The organism is Bacillus sp. FSL K6-3200 (assembly GCF_038630485.1).
In the GTDB taxonomy this organism is placed as follows: domain Bacteria; phylum Bacillota; class Bacilli; order Bacillales; family Bacillaceae; genus Bacillus; species Bacillus safensis.
The window spans coordinates 3,358,733-3,382,748 of record NZ_CP152032.1 but is presented as its reverse complement, the minus strand read 5'-3'; the positions used below and the strand labels follow the sequence as shown (position 1 = coordinate 3,382,748).

24 protein-coding genes and 1 pseudogene are annotated in these 24,016 nt (G+C 39.9%); 4 read left to right on the top strand and 21 right to left on the bottom strand.

Annotation, left to right across the window (positions count from 1 at the left end; genetic code table 11):
• Positions 1-24: 24 nt before the first annotated feature.
• From MHI60_RS17345 to MHI60_RS17300, 10 genes are all read right to left on the bottom strand, one after another.
• Entirely contained in the window at positions 25-855 is an 831-nt protein-coding gene (locus tag MHI60_RS17345; protein ID WP_111291144.1) for a carbohydrate ABC transporter permease, read from the bottom strand.
• Complete coding sequence (locus MHI60_RS17340) at positions 855-1,787, bottom strand: sugar ABC transporter permease (RefSeq protein ID WP_144485369.1); 933 nt, start codon at positions 1,785-1,787, stop codon at positions 855-857. The genes MHI60_RS17345 and MHI60_RS17340 overlap by 1 nt, the downstream gene beginning before the upstream one ends.
• 30 nt (positions 1,788-1,817) lie before the next feature.
• Positions 1,818-3,074 carry an ABC transporter substrate-binding protein gene (locus tag MHI60_RS17335; protein ID WP_144485371.1) on the bottom strand — a complete coding sequence of 419 codons (1,257 nt, stop codon included), beginning with the start codon at positions 3,072-3,074 and terminating at the stop codon, positions 1,818-1,820.
• Between the two features lie 218 nt (positions 3,075-3,292).
• The gene (locus MHI60_RS17330; RefSeq protein WP_048240283.1) at positions 3,293-4,333 is read right to left on the bottom strand and encodes a LacI family DNA-binding transcriptional regulator; all 1,041 of its coding nucleotides are present in this window, start codon (positions 4,331-4,333) and stop codon (positions 3,293-3,295) included.
• 185 nt (positions 4,334-4,518) lie between these two features.
• On the bottom strand, positions 4,519-5,211 hold the full coding sequence (gene alsE / locus MHI60_RS17325) for a D-allulose 6-phosphate 3-epimerase (protein WP_095408658.1): 693 nt from the start codon (positions 5,209-5,211) through the stop codon (positions 4,519-4,521).
• 15 nt (positions 5,212-5,226) lie between these two features.
• A complete protein-coding gene (locus MHI60_RS17320) occupies positions 5,227-6,489 on the bottom strand; it encodes a PTS ascorbate transporter subunit IIC (protein WP_041085194.1) in 1,263 nt (420 codons plus the stop codon).
• A gap of 25 nt (positions 6,490-6,514) precedes the next feature.
• Positions 6,515-6,781: a PTS sugar transporter subunit IIB gene (locus tag MHI60_RS17315; RefSeq protein ID WP_144470699.1), complete on the bottom strand. Its 267-nt coding sequence runs from the start codon at positions 6,779-6,781 to the stop codon at positions 6,515-6,517.
• A 15-nt stretch (positions 6,782-6,796) separates the two neighbouring features.
• Positions 6,797-8,833 carry a BglG family transcription antiterminator gene (locus MHI60_RS17310; protein ID WP_242058327.1) on the bottom strand — a complete coding sequence of 679 codons (2,037 nt, stop codon included), beginning with the start codon at positions 8,831-8,833 and terminating at the stop codon, positions 6,797-6,799.
• A gap of 319 nt (positions 8,834-9,152) precedes the next feature.
• Positions 9,153-9,593: a rhs-associated protein gene (locus MHI60_RS17305; RefSeq protein ID WP_095408661.1), complete on the bottom strand. Its 441-nt coding sequence runs from the start codon at positions 9,591-9,593 to the stop codon at positions 9,153-9,155.
• Positions 9,594-9,776: 183 nt separating this feature from the next.
• A complete protein-coding gene (locus tag MHI60_RS17300; RefSeq protein WP_144470704.1) occupies positions 9,777-10,220 on the bottom strand; it encodes a GNAT family N-acetyltransferase in 444 nt (147 codons plus the stop codon).
• Between the two features lie 108 nt (positions 10,221-10,328).
• Here MHI60_RS17300 and MHI60_RS17295 point away from each other — a divergent pair, with 108 nt between their 5' ends.
• Positions 10,329-11,705, top strand: a complete 1,377-nt coding sequence (locus MHI60_RS17295) for a PLP-dependent aminotransferase family protein (RefSeq protein WP_144485375.1) — start codon at positions 10,329-10,331, stop codon at positions 11,703-11,705.
• A gap of 141 nt (positions 11,706-11,846) precedes the next feature.
• Here MHI60_RS17295 and MHI60_RS17290 read toward each other — a convergent pair whose 3' ends face one another.
• Positions 11,847-12,809, bottom strand: coding sequence for an HTH domain-containing protein (locus MHI60_RS17290; protein ID WP_144485377.1), 963 nt, complete (start codon positions 12,807-12,809; stop codon positions 11,847-11,849).
• Between the two features lie 109 nt (positions 12,810-12,918).
• Between MHI60_RS17290 and MHI60_RS17285 the strand changes: the two genes are divergently transcribed.
• Together MHI60_RS17285 and MHI60_RS17280 are read left to right on the top strand one after the other, a co-directional pair.
• On the top strand, positions 12,919-13,398 hold the full coding sequence (locus tag MHI60_RS17285) for a GyrI-like domain-containing protein (RefSeq protein WP_144485379.1): 480 nt from the start codon (positions 12,919-12,921) through the stop codon (positions 13,396-13,398).
• 21 nt (positions 13,399-13,419) lie between these two features.
• Positions 13,420-13,884, top strand: coding sequence for a hypothetical protein (locus MHI60_RS17280; RefSeq protein WP_048240290.1), 465 nt, complete (start codon positions 13,420-13,422; stop codon positions 13,882-13,884).
• Between the two features lie 440 nt (positions 13,885-14,324).
• Here the strand turns inward: MHI60_RS17280 and MHI60_RS17275 are convergent, their stop codons facing one another.
• The 6 genes and pseudogenes from MHI60_RS17275 to MHI60_RS17250 all read right to left on the bottom strand — a co-directional run bounded on the left by MHI60_RS17275 (position 14,325) and on the right by MHI60_RS17250 (position 18,563).
• Positions 14,325-14,744, bottom strand: a complete 420-nt coding sequence (locus tag MHI60_RS17275; RefSeq protein WP_095408666.1) for a hypothetical protein — start codon at positions 14,742-14,744, stop codon at positions 14,325-14,327.
• Positions 14,745-14,874: 130 nt separating this feature from the next.
• On the bottom strand, positions 14,875-15,237 hold the full coding sequence (locus MHI60_RS17270; protein ID WP_095408698.1) for a hypothetical protein: 363 nt from the start codon (positions 15,235-15,237) through the stop codon (positions 14,875-14,877).
• Positions 15,238-15,267: 30 nt separating this feature from the next.
• Positions 15,268-16,887 carry a T7SS effector LXG polymorphic toxin gene (locus MHI60_RS17265; RefSeq protein ID WP_342502630.1) on the bottom strand — a complete coding sequence of 540 codons (1,620 nt, stop codon included), beginning with the start codon at positions 16,885-16,887 and terminating at the stop codon, positions 15,268-15,270.
• 495 nt (positions 16,888-17,382) lie between these two features.
• Positions 17,383-17,856: a GNAT family N-acetyltransferase gene (locus tag MHI60_RS17260; RefSeq protein WP_095408699.1), complete on the bottom strand. Its 474-nt coding sequence runs from the start codon at positions 17,854-17,856 to the stop codon at positions 17,383-17,385.
• Between the two features lie 118 nt (positions 17,857-17,974).
• Positions 17,975-18,120: pseudogene (locus MHI60_RS17255) on the bottom strand (DUF6262 family protein); the annotation flags it as partial.
• Positions 18,121-18,143: 23 nt separating this feature from the next.
• The gene (locus MHI60_RS17250) at positions 18,144-18,563 is read right to left on the bottom strand and encodes a MarR family transcriptional regulator (RefSeq protein WP_047203428.1); all 420 of its coding nucleotides are present in this window, start codon (positions 18,561-18,563) and stop codon (positions 18,144-18,146) included.
• A gap of 170 nt (positions 18,564-18,733) precedes the next feature.
• On the opposite strand from MHI60_RS17250, the gene MHI60_RS17245 reads away from it, so the two are divergent.
• Positions 18,734-20,254 (top strand): MDR family MFS transporter, encoded by a 1,521-nt coding sequence (locus tag MHI60_RS17245; protein ID WP_144470722.1) that lies wholly within the window; start codon positions 18,734-18,736, stop codon positions 20,252-20,254.
• Positions 20,255-20,295: 41 nt separating this feature from the next.
• Here the strand turns inward: MHI60_RS17245 and MHI60_RS17240 are convergent, their stop codons facing one another.
• The 4 genes from MHI60_RS17240 to pfkB are packed head-to-tail and all read right to left on the bottom strand — an operon-like array spanning position 20,296 to position 23,985.
• Positions 20,296-21,165 (bottom strand): class II fructose-bisphosphate aldolase, encoded by an 870-nt coding sequence (locus tag MHI60_RS17240; RefSeq protein ID WP_095408702.1) that lies wholly within the window; start codon positions 21,163-21,165, stop codon positions 20,296-20,298.
• A 2-nt stretch (positions 21,166-21,167) separates the two neighbouring features.
• Entirely contained in the window at positions 21,168-21,626 is a 459-nt protein-coding gene (locus tag MHI60_RS17235) for a fructose PTS transporter subunit IIA (RefSeq protein WP_095408703.1), read from the bottom strand.
• 15 nt (positions 21,627-21,641) lie between these two features.
• Complete coding sequence (locus MHI60_RS17230) at positions 21,642-23,057, bottom strand: PTS fructose transporter subunit IIBC (protein ID WP_095408704.1); 1,416 nt, start codon at positions 23,055-23,057, stop codon at positions 21,642-21,644.
• 13 nt (positions 23,058-23,070) lie between these two features.
• Positions 23,071-23,985, bottom strand: a complete 915-nt coding sequence (gene pfkB, locus MHI60_RS17225; protein ID WP_095408705.1) for a 1-phosphofructokinase — start codon at positions 23,983-23,985, stop codon at positions 23,071-23,073.
• Between the last annotated feature and the right edge of the window lie 31 nt (positions 23,986-24,016).

Sequence of the window (24,016 nt, the reverse complement as noted above, 5' to 3'; positions counted from 1 at the left end):
TCTCCTTTTTACATCCATATTGGGCTAGCCTTTGACAGAACCTTGTGAAAGCCCTGCGATAAAATATTTTTGCAAAAGTAAAAACATCGTGACCATTGGCAGCATCGCAATGAGTGCAGCTGCACCAACGAACTGAAGCTGATGCTGATTTTGACCAAAAAAATGGGATAAGGCGACTGTGAGTGTATGCATCTCTTTATCTTGCAAAAAGAAGATAGCAAATTGATAGTCGTTCCAAATATACACGCAGGCAATGATTAATACAGAGGCGGTAATGGGCTTCAGAAGCGGAAATACGACAGTGAAAAAAACTCTGAGTGTCCCTGCTCCATCAATACGGGCAGCTTCTTCAAGTTCCTTTGGAATTGTCGACCTGATAAAGCCTGCGTATAAGAAAATCGTCAGCGGCAAAAAAGCAGCGACATTATTTAAAATAGCGATTTGATAGGTGTTCATCATCCCGATTTGAACGACCATTTTATAGAGCGGGACAAGGGCTGTGAGCGGTGGAATGACCATAATGGCAATGAATAATACATAGACTGCTTTGTTTAACTTTGTGTTCCTTCTTGCGAGCGGATAGGCTGCAAGAGATCCAAACATAATAAGCAATACAGCGGAGCTGAACGTAATGATCACTGTATTCAAAAAAGACTGGCCAAGCTGAGCCTCTGTCCATGCTGTGCGGAAGTTTTCAAGATGCAGTGCTTTCGGAAACAGCCATTTTGAACTAAAATCTCCTATTCCCTTTAATGATGTCGTCACCAAAATATAAAATGGAATGAGGTGTAGCAATGTGATCATTAGTGCGAGGACGGAGTACCATTTTTTCTTGCGTTTATAGGCGTTATCCATCACACCTCGGTCTCCTTTCGTTTGAAATAAATCAGCGCTGCGACACTAATGACAAGGATGATGACCGCCATGAAAACCCCTTGTGTCGCTGCATAGCCCGCATCCTGACGTTTGAAATACAGATCATACATAAAGGTCGACATGGATTGCGAGGAATCTCCAGGACCGCCGCCTGTGAGTGCTACAATGACATCAAAGAGCTTGAGCCCGCCAATGACATTCAGCACAACATTAATGGTGATCGACGGCATAAGCAGCGGCAATGTGATCCGCCTGAATTGCTGGAGGCTCGATGCGCCGTCTAATTGTGCCGCTTCATAATAATCCTTAGGGATACTTTGAAGTCCTGCTAAATAAATGATCATCGCAATCCCAACGAATTGATATGTGTTGACAAGCACAATGATCCATGTGTTGAATTGCGGGTTGCCGAGCGCATTCATTTGATCAAATCCAAAAAGCGTCACCACATCATTTAAGGCACCGCCTTGGTAAGCAAACACAAAATACCAAATATAGCCCATCGCAATCGGGCTGATCATGACAGGTAAATAGATGACCGTTCTTGTGATGGCTTTCATCTTTAAGCTTTGATTTAATAAAAGAGCATATCCAAGTCCGATGATATTTTGTAAGATGGTGCTCCCAATTCCATAGAGAAGCGTGTTTTTGACAACAAGCCATGTCGCTGGATCCTGAAGCAGCCTTTGATATTGCTCAAGACCAATCCATTGATAAGTTTGTGAGAAACCGTTCCAATTCGTAAAAGAAAGCTGAATGCCGTTCAAAAAAGGATAAATGATAAAGGTACTGACGACGAGAACAGCTGGCATGTACATCCACCAAAGTGAAGTGTTCTGGCGTTTTTGTATCTTTTGTTTTGGTAAAGAGGTGAATGCGGCTGGCTGCTTTGCTTTTGTGATGTCATTCATTGGCTTCACTCCTGTTTCAGCATCCATCGGCTATTGTTTTTTCAAACGCTTATATTCCTCTTCCATTTTCTTTGATAACTGTTCTGGTGTGATGGAGCCTGCTAATAATTCTTGACCCGTTGTTGCCATGACCGCCCACATTCCGCTTGGTAAGTATTTTCGATCGAAATACGGTTCAATCTTCACCTGTTCGTATTGATCGTAAAAGGTAGAGTAATAGTTTTTCGCTTTCACTTGTTTTAGAGCTGTTTCAGAGGATGTGCCCTCTGCGATTTTTTTTGCGTTTTCAGGTTTTGCTAAAAAATCGATGAATTGTTTTGCTTCTTTTAGATGCTTAGAGTCTTTCCAAGCAGCGACAGTAAACCGTTCTCCGCCAATCCAGCTTTGCTTATCCCCCTCATGAATTGCTGGAACAGGCATCGTGCCTACTTTGATCGATGAATTCAGCTCTGTTGCTTCAGGTCCTAAAGAACCCCCGACAAAGGTGAAGGCGATTTTGTTTTGTGCCATGAGTTCAGGCGCTTGAGAAAGTTTCGCTGTTAGGACATCCTTGTTTAAAAGGTCTTGATCCTTCAAATCTTTCATAAACTGGGCAAGCGGTGTATAGAGAGACCAATCAAATGATCCGTTTTCAAGTTCCTTTCCGTATTGATGCTTTTGATCGGTGATTAATAAAGGCGTCGCCAGCTCATCAAAGACTTGGGCAATATTTGAGTTATCTCCTCCTGGTATCCAGAGCGGCACAACATCTCCTTTGCTCTTTTCTTTCACTGTCAGCAAAGCAGATTTTAATTCATCAAGTGTTCTAGGGACTTCAATGCCATATCTCTTTAATAGATTGGCGTTAAAGCTAAGCCCGTCTTTTGCTTGATTCAGCGGATAAGCGTATACTTTGCCATCTTGGTCCTTTAAAATCTGGTCGAGGGAAGGATCAAGCTGTTTGACCCAATCCATCTCTTTTAAATCAGCCACATACTCGCTATAGCGCAGTTTGGCCCAGCCATGTGTATCAAACAGGTCTGGCATATCATTTGCCCCCATTTTGACGCGGATCATATCTTCATAGCTGTTGCCTGGGAAATTGGCATCGATTCGAATCTGTTGATGCTCCTTTTCAAACTCACGAATGACTTCTTCAAACGCTTTTCTTTCCCCGCTGTTGCTCATCGTTGAAAATAGCGTCAAGGTGATCTTTCCATTTGCTTCAGAAGAGCCGTTATTGCCGCAGGCAGACAACATCATGGTCAAGAAAATGGCTGCAGTCAGCAGCATGATTTTTTTATTCATGTTTTCCTCCTTTTGATCACTGAAAATTCAGACGATAATCGGTAGAATTCATGCAGTTGCGGAAACAAAAGAAGTCCATTATACTGGAATTCTATTCTTTTCAAAGAGATAAGAGAGCATATCGGCAGGCTGCCTTGTGTTCAGCATGATCTGGCCATCATGCTAAGCAGCTTGCTTTCTGCTTTTTTGTCTCTTTTTTGTTAGCTGAAATCGATGGTTCACCTCCTTTCATGGATGAGACATGTACTGCCTCGCTCGATGAGTGTTGTTGGCACGACGACTTTTAGAGGAAGTTTTCTTCCATTTATTCTCTCAAGCAAAAGCTTCAGGCCGACTTCCCCCATTTCTTCTGTATATACTTTGACAGTTGTAAGCGGCGGGCTTGAAAATGAAGCGGCTTCAATGTCATTAAATCCAACAATGGATACATCTGAAGGCACGTGTAGACCGGCTTCATGCAGAGCGCGCATTGCCCCGATTGCCATAGAGTCACTTCCAATGAAAAAGGCTTGCGGCAGTTTTCCTTTTTTGATCGCTTGCTGCATAAGCGTGTAGCCTTCTTGCATGGAGTATTCACCAATGTGGATGTCTTCCATATGAAGAGTTCCCGCCTCTTGCATTCTTTTCATAAACGTCGTTTGTCTTTCGTCCTCAATCACAGCATTACCTTCAAAATAATGCTCCCGCTCTTTCCCGCCAATATAGCCTAGATGTGTATAGCCGAGAGATTGCAGATGGCGAATGGCGCGATCTGCCGCTCTGACAAAATCCACATGTACACAATCATACAAATCTTCATCCGCATAATGATTGATAAAAACAATGTGTTCCATTCGATTTGTCATTTTTTCAACCGTATCTGGGCTGATTCGTCCAATGACGATCAAACCGTCAATATCCTTTAGTATCGCCCCTTTATCCATGCTTCTTAGGCGAAAGGTATGGAGAGTGGACAAGCCTTGTTTGGCATATTCTTTTTCAATTCCTTTTCGAATCGATGAAAAAAAGGGATCATTTAATTCTTCGTCAATGGATTGAGCGACAACGACACCGATGACTGGGGATTCAGATGGGCTTTTTTCTTCTGCTTGATCGGCTTTTCTTGCTCTCACTGGGGTGTAGTTTAACTTCTTAGCAATGTCGAGGATGTTTTGTCTCGTTGCGTGTGAAACAGCAAGTGTTTGATCGCCATTTAACACACGGGATACAGTGGAAACGGACACTTTTGCATCATGAGCAATATCTTTGAGTGTGGTCATAGGCAAACTCCTCATCGTTATTTGACTAAATATTTACTAAAGATATTTGAAGGATAACACATTAATAAAGCGCTTTCAATTATGAATTGGTGATTTTTATTTTGTTTTTGGGTAAGTTTTGGTGAGTGAAAGGTGTTTTAGTAAAATTTGCGTAAAAAAGAGGATGGTTTTCATCCTCTCTTTTACTAACGTGATTCGATTGAGGCTGTTTCTTTTGCAAATATTTGCTTCATTTTGTCCCAAGCAGTATCGAGTTCTTTATGAAGTCCAAATAAACCTGAGGTGCCGATGATGTAGATCTCATTTCCAGCCTCAGCAAGCAGCCGGAATGTGCTCTCATTACAAGAACCATCTACTTCAATTGAAAACGAGTATCCTCCGTGTTTTTTGATATCTCTCACCTGTTTAATTTTCTGAAGCATTTCTTTAATAAAAGGCTGTCCGGCAAAGCCTGGATCGATCGTCATGATCGTGACTCTATCTATTAAATGAATAAAGGAATCTAAAGCTGCAACAGGTGTTGCGGGATTTAGAACAAAGCCAACCTCACATTTTCTTTGGTGAATATGTCGGATCATTCGAAAGGCATCTTTTTGCACGACTTCTGGGTGTAAACAAATCATCGTTGCGCCTGCATCAATACATGCATCGATTAAAAATTCCTGAGGGTATTCGGCCATTAGATGAACATCAATCGGTAAATTTGTTAGTTTCCGAAGTTGTTCAATGAAAAAGGGTGATAACGTCATATTCTTCACATAATGCCCATCCATCACATCGACATGGTACCGGTCTGCTCTTGTGTTGAGAAGATGAATTTGTTCACGGAAGTGTGTTAGATCCATGCACATCAGTGAAGGTGAAAAAACGGCTGTCATTCTCTGGCTCCTCCTTTACAGCTGAAATAAAAACTTGATCAATCCAATCAAGATTCCGATGATACCAAAGTCTGTATCTCCAAACGTTGTCCCTTCAAAGCCAAGGGTTCCGAGCACAGGTAATAAACAAGCAGGTAAAAAGGAAAGAAGCAATCCATTTACAAAGGACCCAGCGACAGCACCTCTTACCCCTCCTGTTGCATTGCCATATACGCCTGCTGTAGCACCGCAAAAAAAGTGCGGGACAAGACCAGGGACAATGACAGTTAAACCAAACAAAGGTAAAAGAAAAATGGATACGATGCCTCCTGCAAAGCTGCATAAAAAACCGATAATGACCGCATTTGGGGCAAATGGAAAAACAGTTGGCGCATCAAGTGCCGGCTTTGCCCCCTTCACGAATCGATCGGCAATCCCTTTAAAAGCAGGCACGATCTCGCCAATGGCCATCCGTACCCCTGCTAAAATAATGTACACACCAGCAGCAAACGTAATCGCCTGAATGAGAATGAAGACAGCGAAGTTCGTGCCCCCGCTAATTTGTTCTATAAAAGGAATTCCTGCAAACGGTGCAATGGCAAAGAACAGCAAAGCCATCGTAATCGAAATGGCAACAGATGTATCTCTTAGAAAACCGAGTGATTTAGGGACTTGAATGGTTTCCGTTGATTTTTCAGGAGAACCAACCCATTTGCCAATCATTCCCGCAGTAAAATAACCGAAAGTACTGAAGTGTCCGAGCGCGAGATCATTGCTTCCGGTGACTTTCCTCGTAAACGGCTGAAGGATTGCGGGGGCAATGACCATAGCTGCACCTAATATCATGGAACCAGTGGAAATGAGCAGCCACCCGTGCATGCCGGCTGTCGAGAGAACGACGGCGAGCATAGCCGCCATATACAACGTATGATGACCAGTCAAAAAGACATATTTAAAGGGTGTGAATTTTGCGAGTAACAAATTGACCAGCATACCAAAAATCATGATAAGTGCTGTCTGTGTACCGAATTCCTTTTGAGCAATGGCGGCCATAGCATCTGTATTTGGGACAACCCCTTGAATGTGAAAGGCTGCTTCAAACATCTTTCGAAAAACCCCAAGTGAATCAGAGACGACTGTTGCGCCAGCCCCTAATATTAAGAAACCCATGGTTGTTTTCAAGGTGCCTGACACAGTGTCTGCGGCTGATTTTTTCTGCAAAAGTAAACCGGCTAATGCAAACAAACCGATGAGAATGGCAGGTGTGCCCAATATATCATTCATGATCAGTTCTATCATGATGTGAATCCCCCTTTTTCATGACTTAAATGTGTTGACGAAGGACGTCTTTAATGGCTTTCTGGTCTAACAAATTATTTAAGCCAGCCACATTTCTTGTGCCGTCCTTCAGCTGGTCAATAATATCAGCTGCTCCGATATAAAGGTCTGCTTGTTCATTTTTACTTGTACTGAGATCGGTATGATCCACTTCAGCTTTAAGACCTAATTCTTCTAATGCTTTTTTGACATTCATTTCTACAATAAAGCTGCTTCCTAACCCGTTTCCACATACAACAAGAATTTTTTTCATTTTCTTACTCCCCCTTTATACTTGTGAAAATTGATCAATTAGTTTTTGAACCGATGCTAAATCTTCTGCTTCAATCAATTGTTTCGTCCGTTTCTCTTCACTTAACAGCATGGTTAGCTGTTTAAGTGCTTTCAAGTGGCTCATGCTGTCAATGGCAGCTAACACAATGACGAGCCGCACCTGCTTTTTTCCATCCTTTGAAAACGAAATGGGCTGGTTGAATGACATAAGCGTCATGCTCAATTTGTTCACGCCATCCTCGGGCCTTGCATGTGGGATAGCCACTTGTGGTGCAATGACAATATAAGGACCATTTTGATGAACAGACTGTATCATGGCTTCCACATAACTTGGTTTAATAGCATTTTGCTCAAGTAATGGCTGCGACGCTTTTGTAATCGCCTCTTGCCATGTGTCGGCTGTTTGGTGGAGCTTGATGGTTTGTTCTGTTAATAAATCATTTAACACTGGGTTCCACCCTTTCTGATAGGATACATATGTGGGATGAAGCAGCTCCTGAATGTCATGAAGCAGTGCTTGTTTATTTTGTACAATGGTATGCTGCTGAATGATGTTGAATAAAGCGTTTACATGCTGCTCGTCAACCTTCGTTTCTAAGCCTTTCCCGTATTGAAGTAATGTTTTTTTCTCATAAGCAGTTAAAATAGGATGAACGAGATGAACTGGTTTTCCTTTAAACGATATAGGTGTTGTTGACACAACGAAATCTGCATCAACGGCTGCTAATTCTTCATATGCACGCTTTGATAACAGTCCGCGTACTTCAATGTAGCCGATTAATTCGAGAAGCTGAGTTTTCAGCATGTTACTTGTGCCAATTCCTTCTCCGCAGACAATGTATACAGAACGCCTTACAATTGATGAAATTCCTTCTCTTCTCATCCAGCTGCCAAAATGCATGGCGAGATATGCAATTTCATGGTCACTCAACTTTGAACAGGCCGCCTTTTCTAAATGGCATGCAACTTTCTGAGTGATTTCAAACACTTCTGGCTGTGTTTTTTTTATAGAATCCGTCAGTTCGTTGATCATACCAATGTGATAGATGAGCCTGTAATAAGCTGGAATTAAATGCATTGTTAAGTTTTGCTCTAATGCTTTTGGTTCTTGAAAGGAAATACAAGCATATCGCTGAAAGTCCAATATCATTTGTCTGGCGATGGTGCGAATGAGATGTTCTTCTGGTTTTTTAATTGATGGAAGTTTTTGTTTTTTGGCACTGAGCCATAAGGTGCTAAGAAAATAGATCTCATCATCATGAACAATGAGACTGGCCTCTTTTTGAATCTGCGCCATGAAACGAATAGCCGCCAAGCATTCCTCTGTTTCCTGCAATGTTCGCTTTTCTTCGTTTGAAATGTGTACAGCATGCCCTAGCTTCATCCGCTTGAAGTAAAAAAAGAGATCCAAAGAGAGCTGATCCAGCATCTCATCTGCAAATTCAAGCTTAAGTTCTTGTTCTGACTGCTGGAGGAGCTGGTGTACCCGTTTGGATGAAATAGGTCCCTTTAACCAAAACGATGGAAACGTTTTTTCGTTTTTGATCATTGTGCGAATGAAATATATATAAGGCTTGAGTGCCAATCGAATGGCCCTTTCGTCTCCTGACATCACATAGCCGCTTGCTGATTGATAGCGGAGCGTGATCTCCTGCTTTGAGAGCGCTTCTTTTAGCTGTTTCATATCCTCGAGCAATGTATTTCGGCTCACCTTTGTCATCTTCATAAAATCATCAATTCTTAGGCAATGCTCGCTACATGCAATGGATAAAAGCAAGATGGCCCTTCGTTCCTTTACACAAGGTTCATAATCTTGACCAATAAGAATGGTGTCGGCTTTTTGAATAATGACTTCTTTTTCATGAGGATTTAAATAATAGCCAAGTTGGCCTTTTCGCTGCACACCACTAAGCTGATGTGTTTCCAGCCAGCTGTTCATTCGTTTGATTTCAGCGTAAACGGTTCGAGTCGAGACATTCATTCGATTCTGTAAATCTTCTATTGATAAATAAGATGTCGTATGAAGCAGCATAGATAGCAAAGTAGTGCCCCTTTTGGTTAAGTACAGTTGGAATTCCTCCTTTCTTCCCCTTTGGTTATAAGTCTAATCAACTCACATACATCAAAGAAGCCCAAATGTCTTCAGCACGTGCTGTGCAGCGATTGTGTGCTCTTTTCATAAGAAAAACACACCATTTGAGTGTGCTTTCAGGTTTGTATACAAAGAGTTCTTTGTCTTCTTTTACGTGTTTGAAGACGAATAAACGCAAAAAACCTAGAATGGTATAAAGCCAGTCAAGGTTTTTTCACTTCTTATCATCTTTTATTTTTCCCATATGTGATGCTTAAAATTATTTTTTGTTTAAACTAAATCCAAAATCCAAATCGTTTTCAAATGAAATACAAATACTCCAATCACCTTCTAATGATATAAAGTAGTGGTGCTGTGGGATATCTAAAAAATAGACTAGTAACTCTTCTAGATGTTTTAATTCAAACTGGTACCCAAACTCTGTAAGGTTATCCCCTATGTAAATTACTTGTAAGTTATTATCTAAATATTTTTCTTTTAATTCAGTTATAAATAGAAGAGCATCAGAAAGTAACGATTCATGATTTGAGCTCTTACTATGATGTTTATTGGTTTGTAACCAATCTATTTTTGAACCAGCAAAATCAAATTTTTGGTCTATTAAGTCTAAATAAATTTTTGGATTTTTATGTACTTTGACATATTTAAGAAGGTCTTTTAATTCCAAATCCTTTATTAGATCTTCATCATAAGAATTCAATAAAATTAACCCCTTTTGTGTTTTTTAATGTCTTTCTTGTCAAAATCCATAGGAATCGCTGTTTCGACATTTTGTTGCAATCAATTCAGTGTACAATGCCATTGTAGCTTGCTGATCCGTCTCTGACAAAGCATATTCATCTTTTTGACCGAGTTATATTAGCAAAACTTCATTCTTCTATGTTCAATCCAAATAATAAATATAGTGCTGAGTTGAAGAATCTATTGTCATCCCCATTTTTTCATACAATTGTTGTGCTTTTATATTAGAAGTCGCTGTTTCTAAACAGATAAATCGGGCCCCTTTTTCGTTTGCAAATGAAAATGCTTTTTTCATCAATTGCTTACCTATCCCCTTTTGACGAAAATCGTTTATAACAAACAAATCATTTAAAATGAACGCATCTTTCATCGCGACAGATGAAAATGTTGGATACAATTGGACAAATCCTAAATACTGTTCATCTTGCTTTGCAACAAACAAAATAGACTCTTGTTTACGGTATCGTTCCGCTAGAAAATGATAAGCACCTTCTACATTAGAAAGCTGCTTATAAAATTGGCGATATTGATCAAACAGAACCGCAACTTGCATTAAATCATTTTCATTCGCTCTTACTATATCCATTCTTCTAACCCCTTTTCGTATCAATTAGTAGTATAATAATCGATATTCTGACATGTGAAAATGTACAGATTTATACTTTATAAAATGTCAGAAGGGAGGAATGAAGAGATGAAACATTATGTTTTCCCTTTCAGTGTCAATCAACCAAAATATAAACAAATTTATGAGCAATTTAAAACATTAATCGAGGAGGGAAATTTAAAAACAGGAGAAAATCTTCCTTCAATTCGTTCACTAGCAGATGATCTAGGTGTTAGTCGCCACACAACACTACAAGCATATGATCAATTATTAGCTGAAGGATACATTCAAGCCAATGAGCGTAAAGGCTATACTGTCAATGAATTTGAACCGATATTTCTTCACACTCCTATTCTTGAAGTAGCTAGAACTCAACCAACACCATCGATCGATTTCATTGATTTCAAAGCAAGTGCTGTTGATGAGGAACAATTCCCTTTAAAAGTTTGGCGGCAAATTTCCAACAGAGTCCTGCAGCAATCCATTAGCTTTCAATATGGAAATCCTTTTGGAGAGCCGGAGTTTAAACAAGAACTGGCTGATTACTTATTCCAAGCGAGAGGTATGATCATTAACCCCAAAAACATGATTATTGGAAGTAATACACAGCAACTACTGTTGTATTTAGGATTTCTATTAAAAGAAAGTTTTTCTAGTATGATTGTTGAAACCCCTGGTTATAGCGGTGTACGGGAGGTCCTTGATTTACATGGATTTGAAATTGAGAGTATTCCTGCATCAAAACAGGGTGTATTATTGGACTCACTCGCAAATAAAAGTGGGAAATTATTGTATATTACACCTTCACATCAATATCCTACTGGTACTGCACTATCGATTCAACAAAGAATGGAATTGATTCAATGGGTACGATCAAATAACGGTTACTTATTAGAGGATGATTACGATGGAGAATTTCGATATGGACAAAAACCATTTCCTGCTTTAGCCTCTTTAGACGCTGCACATGTCATTTATTTTGGGACGTTTTCAAAAGCATTTCTACCTGCTATACGTTTAGCATATATGGTTTTACCTGATTCATTAATCAATATCTATATTAGTCAATTTCAACATTTCGAACATAATGCTTCTTTACTGCATCAGCTGACCATGACTGAATTTATGAAAAGTGGGGAATGGACTAAGCATATTAAGCGTATGCGCAATACTTATAAAAGGAAAATGAACTTATTGGTTCAACAAGTTCACCATCTATTTGGAGAGCAGATTGAGATCATTGGTGACAAGGCAGGATTATATATCATGTTACGTATACACACTCCCTTTTCCGAAAAAGAATTAATTGAAAAAGCTCTGCAACAGCATGTAAAAGTTTATCCAACAAGTCATTTATTTATAGAAGATCCACCTGTACTACCTCACATACTGCTCGGTTTCGCAAACCTTTCTCTTGAACAAATCAAAAGAGGTATTTGTTTATTAAAAGAAGCATGGAAATAAGATTGATGGTTCATTTTTTGAAACTTTGAGCGTGAATTTTGTGAATCGACTCTTTATCACAATTTCACTTGACCTTTCTACTTTACCAATTGTGATACGGCTCACCGTCATGTCTCTAATATGAGGTCTAACCAGCATTGATTATGGACAATATAGGAGTAGTCTCTTTTGTAAACTTTCCAAGATTTCTACAGGCATTTCCCTGACCTTGATATCCTCGCCTAGGAAAAATAGCCAATTTGTTATTTCGGATATTTCTTCTGAATGATTAACATCGATAAAAGTCTTTAGAATGGCTGTAGTTTGGTAAGGGTTCGTATAAGAAATTGACATTTTGAAAGGATGGTATTTTTTGAACTGTGCAATTGCCTTTGGACCAAGTTCAAGGACAAGGTTGATTACTTTCTCCTGCTTACTTAGTTTTTCTAAAATCTTTTTCCTGCTTAATCTATTTTTTGTAGAGCATGGTTCTACATCTGTGAGATTGTCGACAGGCAAAATCCGTTTCTTCTCTTCCTTTAAATCAAAGCCTTCAATCAGCCACAGGCTTTTTTCACGATAAAGGTTCAAAAGGTAAATAGGATAGGACTTTATCACCCTCTCTTCTCTCATGGTAATCAGTAAATATCGATCCAAAATAAGCAGTTGGATTAATTTTTCTAACATGGGATGAGGGAGATCTGTCAAATCAAGCAGGTCAGGATTATTTGGATTAGTCCCTTCAAATAGCAAGAGGCGATTTAAAAGAACAAGGTCATCTTGCTGAGTTTCTGAGATGAGTCCTAGTAATTTTTCAGCTAAAGACTGGCGACTCTTTAAATAAGGGAGTTGTTGGTTTCTCGTGGCCATAAAGGCAATAAAAAGAGCTTTAATCTCATTATCGGTAAAACGAACAGTTGGCAGGACAGAGTTGTTCATCACAAAATATCCCCCGTCCCTTCCGACTTCTGCGACAAGCGGCATCCCCATAGCTTCAATTTCTCTGATGTCTCTAATTGCTGTCGAACGAGAGATATGAAATTCTCTCATGATTTCAGAAATTGTAAAGTGGGCGCGGTTGTTAATATAACGCATGATGGTATTAATCCGTTCAACTTTTTTCATCTGGTCCCTCTAAACAGTATCATTTTTTGACATGGTTTAAGCCTATTATATACCTATCAAGTGAAAGAAAGAATCATTTGATTCATTTTTTGAAGAGGATGTGTAGAATATGACAGATTATATACTAGAAGAAAAAGACAGCTTTAACGTGTTAGGTATTGGAACTGAACTTAAGAGTCATTACACAGACTATGCGGGCATCACGAAGGAAAAAGCAGACTTTTGGCAAGCAGTCACACAAGAAGGTAAGCTTGACACCTTAAAAGCCATTGCCACAAATGACTATATTTTTATCGTAAACGAAGCGGTAAATAACAAGCTGATGCATTATGTCGGGGTCATGACAGAGGAATCGTTACCAGAAGCAGACAGAGTGATTCAATTTCCTAAAGGGGAATATCTAATCGTTAAAGGGGAAGCTAAAACGGCTGATGAATTGCATCAAACGCTTACTGGTATTGCATTTGGTCAAGTCTTGCCTGAAGCAAAGAATTTCGCCTATGTTGGTGGACCAAATGCAGTGGTAGAGATGGGTCAGCGAAACGGCTTATTACTTGGTGAGATGTGGATTCCTGTTATACGGAAATAAGAAGGATATGGAGGGATAGAAATGGCTTATATCGTTGATTTTAAAAATGTGTCTACGATTGGTTTAGAGTCTTCACCTGTAGCAGAAGCACTTGCTGGCTTACGAGCTAATGAGGCTCGTTACTTTATGAACAAATATAAGCATGAATTTACAGTATTGCCTGCTAGCGAAAGTCAGGAGACCCTTGATTATGTGAACCGAGTGTTAAAAGAAGAACGTGAACTAGAGTTTGCAGCCAAACCTTTAGAAACGGCAAGTTTTCAAGTAGAAAATATCAAATGGACCTACGTCTTTTATGAGGATGGTCTTGCAATTAACGTCCTGTATACATTGGATGACCCGAAAAAACGTGCTGTTGGTTTTAAGCTTTCTGAAGGTATGGAAGTACCAAAGGAATTAGAAGGGAAATTTAAATTTGCTAGGCAGAAGTCTAAACTAGCTGGAACGATTCGTGGGTCATTTTTTAAAATTAAAGGAGAGTATTGAACTCGAATTTGTGAATCTGATTGAACAAATAAATTAAAATTATTTCCCCCTTCTAAACAGAGCAGCATTCTCTATGTATTATTAGAGGATGTTTTTCTGTTTATTGTACCAACTTCATTTTCTTATGAAAAAGTTCGCCGTTAAAGTAGCTTGGCGATTAGTCTTTTATATAAATGTCCTGCTATTTCATTGTTTAACATCTATACTTCTTCAAAGGAATTTCTGATCTATATCAAAGAAAAAGATGTAAAGTATCCCCCTCATTCAAAAAAACTCACTATAAAATCTGTGAGCGCCCAGTTTTACTGGTCTTTATCATACGATGGGTCCCCATCCCCATTTTGGTCGGTTTTTTCTCAATTTGAAGTCCAATAACACAAAAAACCTTGAAAGGCATTAAGCCGATCAAGATTTTTTTGCGTAATCTCATTAAAAATGAACTAATTTGAATTCATTTTTGAAAGAAAGTCTTGAAGAACTACTTTTACTGGTGAATTCGTAGTAGTAGCCACTACATGATTTACACGTTCTAAAATTTGAGGTTGCTTCAATATCAATTTCTTGCCTTCTTCAATTGGGAAACTTCTCAAAGTATCAATACAAGTCTCAAATAATTCGGTATCATTAGTATTCAACAAATCTATTAAAATATTTAACTCATATTCATTGCACTCATTATCCAGACAATAAGCGATTTTACGCTGCCACTCTATTGATTTATTAAGAACCTGATTTGATAGTTCTTCCCAGTCGTTTAGGCTAAAATCAGAGAGTATCTCACTAGCAATCAAACACCCGTCATCATACCATGAATCTACTGTTGTATCAGCAGATAAAAGATTATCTAATTCTCTAAACATATTGAATCCCCTAATTATGAAATTACTCTGAGAACACATTCGAGTACCTACAGCCCCAAAATTGATCATAAACGAGTAAAACTGAAGAAACTAGCGATGTTAATTTGTTAGTAATTAAGTATCTACTATTTTATTTCCACCAGTTGGATGTAATTTCTTTCAAATGAAATTCTATAAAATCAATCACTTTGGTATAGTCATCCGAGCTGAATTCCTGAATAGGATTGTCCCAATCTGTATTTTTAACTATTAGAACAATATAGTTACCATCAGAAGATAAATCGGGATACCATCCTAAATCCAACGTTATTGATGATTTCTCATGATAAAGTTGTAATAAACTTTCAGTGAACATAAACCATCTATCATCTTCTGTTTCTAACTTTTTAGGGTCAATTTCCCTAAAATTATTATAACGTACAATCCAACCTTCAGTTATTCTTAAAGGATGAATGTTTACTTCGGGAATATCAAGTTTCACATATTTTCTCATCATCATCTGACCTCTTTGTTAATATTCTAGTTACTTTAATCCTAATTTATTTAAATATTTATTTAATCTGTCTCCAGCTATCGGGTGACCGTGATACACATTCCCACTCGTCAGTTCTCCCCTAATCCAACTAGTAGATTTACCATTATCATAACCAACAATTTTACCTGTATCATAAATGAAGTAAAAATTATTGTTGCCGTTATCAATGATATGTCCTTTTTGAAGAGCCTCTTTTTCTAAAACTTTATTATTTATTTCTGGCAGGTATTGAGCATTTCTTTTCCCTGTCTCACTAAAACGTTTGGCTTCTTCAGCAGTCCTAGCCTTTAAATGTTTATTATCATGATGAGAATAAACTGCATTATTTATCTTAGATCTAAAATCTTTTCTACCATAATAACTTTTATGAGCAATTTCATCATGCCTTTTTGAGATATTAGGTATACCTGTACTCTTTACCCCCATTTTACCATGAAACCCTTTCGTCCCAAATGGCAAAAGCATTCCAAGCGCAGCGTTCATACTCGCTTCCTGCTGTTCTTTAGAGATTTTATTCCCAAACATGTCTCGACCTGTGATCGCTTCGCTGAAGCCGTTGGTGGCGGTGAGGCCATATAAGCCTTTTTGAGATGTTTTCAGGGCGTCAAAGGATTTCTGTGAAGTCTTGTAGATATCGACTGCCCTGACTGCGGCTGATGTGGCTTGGGTGGTTTTATAGACGGCCTTTCCGCCTTTGAAAATGCGGCCTGCCCAGCCGACGATTGGGATGTAGCCTGCTGCTGCCATGCCACCTGCCGCGACTCGCTGGCCTGCGGTGAGTTCCTCGCCTGTGATTGGATCAATGCCTGTTGCGGCACGTTTTGCATCGTTCACACCAGTTAGTTCATTCACGATGTTTCCACCATAATCGAGCGCTTTTTCATACCAAGGGCGGTTGGCGAGGGCTTCTTGTTCCTTTGCTATTTCGCGGGCTTCTTCTTGTTCTTTTTTGATTTTCAGATATTCAGCAGTTTGCTTCTCAATATCGCTTTTTGCCTTGTAGATTTCACTATTTTGATACGCTTTCTTGTCAAAATTCATAGGCGAAATCGCTTTTCCATCATTTGTCGCATTCATCATTTCAGCGTACAATGCCATTGTAGCTTGCTGTTCCGTCTCTGACAAAGCATATTCATCTTTTAAATTTTGATCAAGCTCTCTTAGTTCTTTGACCGTCTTTTTTCGTTCATCTTCCGCATCTTCTATTTTTTCATCAAAGGTTTGACTATCAAATACCTCTAGGGAAATGAGGTCATCAATGTCTTGAAAAATCGTTTTGAGTGCCTTTTTTTGATCCTTTACAATGCTTTTGGCGTTTTTGATGCCCATATGTACTGCGTTGTCTAAAAAGTGTTCTTCTACAAAGGTATCGCCGCCAAAGTTTGTATCATCCAGTGTCCCAGAAACACCTTCATGAAAGGCTTTTTGCTTATCAATGAAGCTGATAAACATGTCTACATTTCCAGCCAGCTCTTTATAAAAGCTTTTAATGTTATCGGCACCTTTCCCAGTGAAGTCATCACCGAGGTTGGCAACACCTTGTAATGCCTTTTTTAAATCTACCATTTGTTCGCGGAGTTCCTGGTAGTGTTTTGCCCTTGTGTCCATGGCACTGGTTAGTGCTTTTGCATCAAGTATCTTCCCCAGCAGAATTCACTCCTTCCTATTCATTGACAAGGTCAATTTTACCAATACAAGGAATGTCATGAAATAGGAATAAAGATACAAAAACAGCTTCTATTTGATCAGAGAAAGGTGCGTTTCTTCAAAAAACGGACACCAATCAAAACATTTAAAGTGCTCAATGATCAGTGTCCTCAGGTTCTTCTTTCTGGACAACATATTCGGTTAGTTTTGCTTGTCTATTATACGATGATCCACAGAAAAAAGAAGTTCTTATTCAGTAAGTATTTATTTACGCAGTAATGGCTGAGTCGTGCAACGGAAAGCGCCACCAAAGCTTCTTAAAATCAACATATTCCACCTAAAAATGATCAAGACCTAAATTGAAAAAAATTAAAGGGTATAACATATTTTATATGACTAATATGTTATACCCTTTCTTCTTAAACTAACGCACCTGTTAGCATAACAAGAAAATTATTATTTTATTTTTTTTAGCATTTTAAAATTAGCCAACTTAACCCCCTTTTTTTCCACAGTTTGTGAACAAACAATTTTGTAACCTAGATGTTCAAAAAATGGCTTAGCTGTAATACTTGCTTCGGTATCAATTTCTAAAAGATTTAGTTTCTTTGCCTCAGATTCGAGCATATCAACTAAAGCTGTGGCTATACCTTGTCCTTGATAATCTTTATGAACGAATAGTCTATCTAAGTACCCGTTATGCGTTAAATCGCTAAAACCAACAACTTTATCATTAACTTTAGCAACAAATGTTATATTTTGTTCCAATGATTCCTTCCAAGAATTAATTTTAGATTCTTTTTCATCTCTTGGTGCCCAAGCATCCAATTGTACTTGGGAATAATCTTTTGAATTTACGGAATGAACTGTTTCATAAAACAATGAAATAATCTCTTTTGTATCCGTATCCTTAAACTTTATAATCTCCACTTTCTGTTATACCTCCCCTTATTAGGATAAGTATCCTATTATACTTATAATTATTTCACCAACTTCTTCTTGTGCTATACTGCACCGTTAGTTGAAGGAGGGTGAACGTTGTTCTCTCTTATAAATTTTTATAGACATCTGCATATGCTACTTTCAGTTGCTCTCTTAATTGCCTATTTTCCTCTTCCAACTTTTTATTTTTAGAGATGCAATGAGAGCATCTTTGTTGTTTTCGTTCATTTCTCGCTTTACTTATTTCGGTGTAGTTAACGCATCAGTGTGCTTTCTTACGATTTAGACTTAAGCAATTGCAGCTCTTGTTCCATTATTTCAGCTGCTTCTGAAATGAATTGAATGATTAAATCTAATTCTTCTGGTTTGTATTCGTTTGTGAGCTGTTTGGTTGATGCTGATAAGGATCGAAAGAGTTCTTTCACCTGTGATTTCCCTGCTGTTAATGGGACAATGATGACTCTTCGTTTGTCCTTTGGGTCTTTTTCTCTTTTTGCGTAGCCCGCTTTTTCAAGCCGGTCAATGAGTGCTGTGACTGCACCGGAGCTAAGGCCTGTTTTTTCACTTAATTCCCCCGCTGTGAGGGGGCCGAGTTCGTTTAATAGATCGGCGGATTTGAGATCTGTTGGAAAAAGGCCGAGCGATTGAGCGGCTGCTTGGTGGAATAAAACGGTTCGTGTGGCGAGGCGCCTCATTGTATGTATGATCTGGGCTGCTCTGTCTTCAGCCTCGTTCTTTATTGACAACTTGTTCTCCTCCCTTTAAAATCAATTTATCTTGATCATCAAGATAAATGTTCTCTTACTTTATGGTTAAGTTGATCATAGCAAAAATAATGAGAGAACGTAAGCAGGAGGTAAATGAAATGAATCATGTGGATAAAGGCAAGGCATCCACTCGCTTTGTTGTCATCGGTTTGCTGTTAGGGATTTTTATGGCAGCGATGGACAATACCATTGTTGCAACAGCAATGGGAAGTATCGTAGCAGATTTAGGAAATTTTGATAAATTTGCTTGGGTGACGGCTTCTTATATGGTGGCAGTGATGGCTGGAATGCCGATTTACGGAAAGCTTTCTGATATGTATGGTCGAAAGCGTTTTTTTCTATTTGGACTTATTTTCTTTTTAATTGGATCAGCGCTGTGCGGCATCGCGCAAACGATGGATCAGCTCATTATTTACCGAGCCATTCAAGGGCTTGGAGGCGGTGCACTTCTACCGATCGCATTCACGATTATCTTTGACATCTTCCCGCCTGAAAAGCGCGGAAAAATGTCTGGTATGTTTGGAGCAGTCTTTGGTTTATCAAGTGTACTCGGACCGCTTTTAGGTGCTATTATTACGGATTCAATTGGCTGGCATTGGGTTTTCTATATTAACGTGCCAATCGGTATTGTCAGTGTCTTCTTGATCGCCAGATACTATCAGGAGTCGCTTGAACATCGTAAGCAGAAAATCGACTGGTCAGGTGCCATTACACTTGTCGTTGCGGTTGTCAGCTTAATGTTCGCGCTTGAGCTTGGCGGTAAATCTTATGCTTGGGATTCGGTGCAAATCCTCACACTTTTTGCTGTATTTCTTGTGTTCGGTACGATCTTCTTTATTGTTGAGCGTAAGGCTGAGGAGCCGATTATCTCATTTTGGATGTTTAAAAATCGTTTATTTGCGACATCTCAAATTTTAGCGTTTTTATATGGCGGGACATTTATTATTCTTGCTGTCTTTATTCCTATTTTCGTGCAAGCGGTGTACGGTGAATCTGCGACAAGTGCAGGGTTCATTTTAACACCGATGATGATTGGATCAGTCATTGGCAGTATGATTGGCGGAACGATGCAGACGAAAGTGCCTTTCAGACGTCTGATGACCATCTCTGTCATTTCATTTTTCGCTGGGATGCTGCTGCTTGCCAATATGTCACCAGATACAGCAAGACTGTGGCTCACACTCTTTATGATGATATCAGGCTTTGGCGTCGGGTTCAGCTTCTCCCTTCTGCCGTCAGCTTCAATGAATGATCTTGAGCCGCGCTACCGAGGCAGTGCAAACTCGACCAATTCATTCATGAGATCACTTGGAATGACCCTGGGTGTCACGATTTTCGGAACGATTCAAACCAATGTGCTGACAAATCGTTTGGCAGATGCCTTTAGCGGAATGAAAGGAGCCCCTTCTCAAGTAGGCGATCCACAGGCTATTTTCCAAGAAGGTGCCCGCTCACAAATTCCGCCAGATATTTTAAATAAAGTCATCGATGCGATGTCACAAAGTATTACGTACGTATTTTTGCTTGCGTTATTCCCGATTGTACTTGCGGCGATTACGGTCGTATTTATGGGAAATGCACGGGTACGCACATCTAATGAAATGAAAGAAAACGAATAAAGGGAAAAAGCAGAGCGATAGCGGCTCTGCTTTTTTTCGTCTTATTGATATAATGGATGGGCTTTGCCCTCACTGCCAACGATTCGTATTTTCGATTGGACCATGTCTTTTGCTGCTTGTTTTGCTTTTTGTAAATACATACGTGGATCTAAACTTTCAGGTTCGTTTGAGAAATGATCACGTATCGCCTCGGAATATGCATTTTTCAGTTCAGTTGAGACATTCACCTTAGCCATACCAAGTGCCACGCATCGCTTGACATCCTCATCTGGTACAGCGGAACCGCCGTGCAAGACAAGTGGTACATCGACCAGTGCTGCAATTTGTTCTATGCGGGCAAAATCGATATCTGGCACCCCTTTATAAATGCCATGGGCAGTACCAATCGCAGGCGCTAAAGTAGGCACCCCAGTTTCTTCTACAAATTGACGGCATTCTGATGGAACGGCTTTTTCAGCATCCTTTTCGTCGACAACGATATCATCTTCTACGCCGCCTACCTTGCCTAGCTCTGCTTCGACATTCACACCTACTTTTAATGCAAGATCCACGACTTCTTTTGTCCGGCGTACATTTTCCTCATACGAATGCATGGATGCATCGATCATAACGGATGTATATCCGGCCCTGATACAGGTGAGAATCACATCAAAGTCTGTGCAGTGATCCAGGTGAAGACCGATTGGGATTTGATATTGATCAGCCGCCGCTTTCACTGTATCTGCAATCGCTTTTGCTCCAAGAGATTGAACTGTTCCAACCGTTGTTTGCAAAATCACAGGTGACTTTAATTCTGCGGCAGTTTCGAGCACCCAATAGATACTGTCAAAGGAGTGCACATTGAATGCCACAATTCCGTATTTTTCGTTTTTCGCAGCCTCAAGCATCGGTGTTGTTGAAAGTAAAGGCATGATCAAACATCCTCTCTAGTTAAAATATCCGTTTCTAATACAGCAAGCATGTCTTCATTTGTTCTTGTTTCCAGCAGTTTTTGTCGTTTCGCTTCATCCATTAAGCCTCGTGAAAGGGCAGAAAGAGCCTTTAAATGAGTGGTCCCTGCTTCATTTTTGGGGATCAGTAAGGATAAGAAGAAAAAGCAAGGCTTCCCATCAAAAGCGTCCCATTCAATTCCTGTTTCCGTGCGGACGATCACAAGTGCTGGTTTCGTGATGGCTTCTGTTTGTGTATGCGGAATGGCAAATCCATCTTGAAATCCGGTTGTACTAAGTGCTTCTCTTTCCGCTAAGCCTTTTTTGACATCCTCTGGTGAGGTGCAAATACCTGCTTTGTAGGCAATGTCAGCAATGGCTGCGAAAACACCAGCCTGTGAAGAAGCTGTTTCGTGAAGATTCATATAGATATGTTCCATCATTTCTCTTCCTCCCTCTTAAACTGCGGGTTTGTCTATTTTTTTACGGTAAAGGCCGTATAAAATTGCACCTACAAGTGATCCGATTAGTATGGAAAGCACCCACTGGAATGCCCCTGTGACGACTGGAAGGACAAGGAACCCGCCATGCGGAGCTGGAACCTGTACGCCAAAGAGATACGTCAATATAGCAGAGATGGCGGAACCAAACATGATAATTGGCAGGACAACGACCGGGTTTTTGGCCGCAAATGGGATGGCTCCTTCTGTAATATGTGTCGCCCCCAGAATATAGTTGATGGCGCCTGCATTTCGTTCCTGCGGCGTGAAATGTTTTCGGAAAATGGTTGTAGCAATCGCAATGATAAGCGGCGGTGTGATACATGCTGCTGACACACCTGCCATGAAGTAAAGGTTACCTTCTGCAAGTAAAGCCGTTCCTGTGACATAGGCTGCTTTGTTAAAAGGTCCTCCCATATCAAATCCACACATCGCTCCAACAATTAAACCTAAAAGCAGTGGATTCGTGGATTGAACTGCTGAGAGAAAATCCATTAATGAATTATTTAAGCCTGTGATTGGAACTAATAGAGGTGTCATCACAGCCCCAATTAAGAAAATACCAATGACAGGATAGATGAAAATTGATTTTAATCCGTCAAGTGATGCAGGTAATTTTTGAAGCAGGAATTGAAGAAGTACGATGATATACCCTGCTGCAAAACCAGCGATAATACCACCTAAGAATCCAGCGCCTCCATCATTTGCAAGGAGACCACCTATAAATCCAACGACCATCCCTGGGCGTCTTGCGATCGAATCAGCGATAAATGCTGCTAAAATTGGCACCATTAAACTAAAGCCGAGTCCGCCAATGCTTTTCAAATAGGCAGCAAACGGATGATACGTTTCGTGCTTAGGATCAGCAGAGTAGATACCGAATAAGAAAGAAAGGGCAATTAAGACACCGCCTCCAACAACAAATGGCAGCATGTGTGATACACCGTTCATTAAGTGCTTATAGATAGTGTGTATCCATTTATTTGCCGACTTTTGTTGAGTGGATGAAGGAGCAGATGGTTTCTCCGTTCCAGAAGTTCTTCCTTTCACTTGATGAACGGGGGCATCTCCATTGATAATGCCTTGGATCAGTTCATTTGGCGTGCGGATACCCTTCGCTACAGGCACTTCAATCAGTGGTTTGCCGTGAAAACGATCTGTATTTACATCTTTGTCAGCTGCGACAATGACCCCATCTGCTTCCATAATGTCTTGATCAGTTAAAGCGTTTTCAATTCCTACTTGACCATGCGTTTCGACTTTGATGTCGACCCCTAGTTTCTCAGCAGCGATTTTTAATGCTTCAGCTGCCATGAATGTGTGTGCAATGCCTGTTGGACAGCCGGTTGCAGCGACAATTTTTTTACGGCTCATGTGTTATTCCCCCTTATATCTTCTGAATGTGTACTTGCTCAATCAATGAATCAATGTCATGTAAATCACTTAAGCCTTTCGAAAATGCAGTAGATGCGCCAGTTGCAATGCCGTAAAGTAAGCACTCTTCAGATGAATGACCTTCAAGCTGTTTACTAAGAAAGGCTGCGAGCATCGCATCTCCAGAGCAAGCGGTATTTACTACAGTGCCTGTCGGTGCGTTTCCTTTTAAGACGGCGTCTTTCGTAATGAACAAAGCCCCTTCTCCCCCGCGGGAAATAAGCACTTGCTCTGCACCCATCTCAATGAGCTTCTCTCCTGATTGAATGAGTTCTTTTTCTGACAAAGGATGTGTTTTGCCGAAAAAAGCAGCGATTTCTTCTTCATTCGGTTTTAATAAATACGGCTTGTATTGAAGCGTCTCAAGAACTGCTGCGGAGCTTGTGTCTAAAATGAACTTGACCTTCTGTTGATGACAAATAGCTGCTACTTCTGAAAAAATGCTGGCAGGAACGCCTTTTGGCAGACTGCCTGACATGATAAGGATGCCTCCTTGCGGGATAGCCGCAATTTTCTCACGAAAGGCGTGAAGCGCTTTTTCTTCAATCGCAGGACCTTGATTCACGAGCTTGTATTCTTCTGTCGTATTGATAAAAACATTAATGCGTGTGATGCCTTCAACCGAGATAAAATCGGTCTGAATGGAGAGATCCTTTAAGGATTGTTCAATATAAGAGCCTGAAAACCCAGCAATAAATCCTAAAGCAGTGCTGGTGAAGCCATATTTCTTTAACATAATCGACACGTTCACGCCTTTTCCATTCGGCTGATAATCTTCATCTTCTGTGCGATTGACTGCATTTGCCCGCATTTCTTTTAATGCAATATATAGGTCAATAGCAGGATTTAAGGTGCAGGTATAAATCAATTGGTTTCACCTTCTTTCTTTTCTCTAAAGA

Coding starts and splice junctions, on each gene's coding strand:
- MHI60_RS17340 (WP_144485369.1), bottom strand. CDS start 1,787: ATGAATGACATCACAAAAGCAAAGCAGCCAGCCGCATTCACCTCTTTA.
- MHI60_RS17335 (WP_144485371.1), bottom strand. CDS start 3,074: ATGAATAAAAAAATCATGCTGCTGACTGCAGCCATTTTCTTGACCATG.
- MHI60_RS17230 (WP_095408704.1), bottom strand. CDS start 23,057: ATGAGCCGTAAAAAAATTGTCGCTGCAACCGGCTGTCCAACAGGCATT.
- alsE (WP_095408658.1), bottom strand. CDS start 5,211: ATGACAGCCGTTTTTTCACCTTCACTGATGTGCATGGATCTAACACAC.
- MHI60_RS17295 (WP_144485375.1), top strand. CDS start 10,329: ATGAAACATTATGTTTTCCCTTTCAGTGTCAATCAACCAAAATATAAA.
- MHI60_RS17270 (WP_095408698.1), bottom strand. CDS start 15,237: ATGAGAAAATATGTGAAACTTGATATTCCCGAAGTAAACATTCATCCT.
- MHI60_RS17330 (WP_048240283.1), bottom strand. CDS start 4,333: ATGACCACACTCAAAGATATTGCTCATGATGCAAAAGTGTCCGTTTCC.
- MHI60_RS17235 (WP_095408703.1), bottom strand. CDS start 21,626: ATGATGGAACATATCTATATGAATCTTCACGAAACAGCTTCTTCACAG.
- MHI60_RS17250 (WP_047203428.1), bottom strand. CDS start 18,563: ATGAGGCGCCTCGCCACACGAACCGTTTTATTCCACCAAGCAGCCGCT.
- MHI60_RS17280 (WP_048240290.1), top strand. CDS start 13,420: ATGGCTTATATCGTTGATTTTAAAAATGTGTCTACGATTGGTTTAGAG.
- MHI60_RS17265 (WP_342502630.1), bottom strand. CDS start 16,887: ATGGACACAAGGGCAAAACACTACCAGGAACTCCGCGAACAAATGGTA.
- MHI60_RS17300 (WP_144470704.1), bottom strand. CDS start 10,220: ATGGATATAGTAAGAGCGAATGAAAATGATTTAATGCAAGTTGCGGTT.
- MHI60_RS17315 (WP_144470699.1), bottom strand. CDS start 6,781: ATGAAAAAAATTCTTGTTGTATGTGGAAACGGGTTAGGAAGCAGCTTT.
- MHI60_RS17290 (WP_144485377.1), bottom strand. CDS start 12,809: ATGAAAAAAGTTGAACGGATTAATACCATCATGCGTTATATTAACAAC.
- MHI60_RS17275 (WP_095408666.1), bottom strand. CDS start 14,744: ATGTTTAGAGAATTAGATAATCTTTTATCTGCTGATACAACAGTAGAT.
- MHI60_RS17320 (WP_041085194.1), bottom strand. CDS start 6,489: ATGATAGAACTGATCATGAATGATATATTGGGCACACCTGCCATTCTC.
- MHI60_RS17345 (WP_111291144.1), bottom strand. CDS start 855: ATGGATAACGCCTATAAACGCAAGAAAAAATGGTACTCCGTCCTCGCA.
- MHI60_RS17285 (WP_144485379.1), top strand. CDS start 12,919: ATGACAGATTATATACTAGAAGAAAAAGACAGCTTTAACGTGTTAGGT.
- MHI60_RS17240 (WP_095408702.1), bottom strand. CDS start 21,165: ATGCCTTTACTTTCAACAACACCGATGCTTGAGGCTGCGAAAAACGAA.
- MHI60_RS17245 (WP_144470722.1), top strand. CDS start 18,734: ATGAATCATGTGGATAAAGGCAAGGCATCCACTCGCTTTGTTGTCATC.
- MHI60_RS17310 (WP_242058327.1), bottom strand. CDS start 8,833: ATGCTGCTTCATACGACATCTTATTTATCAATAGAAGATTTACAGAAT.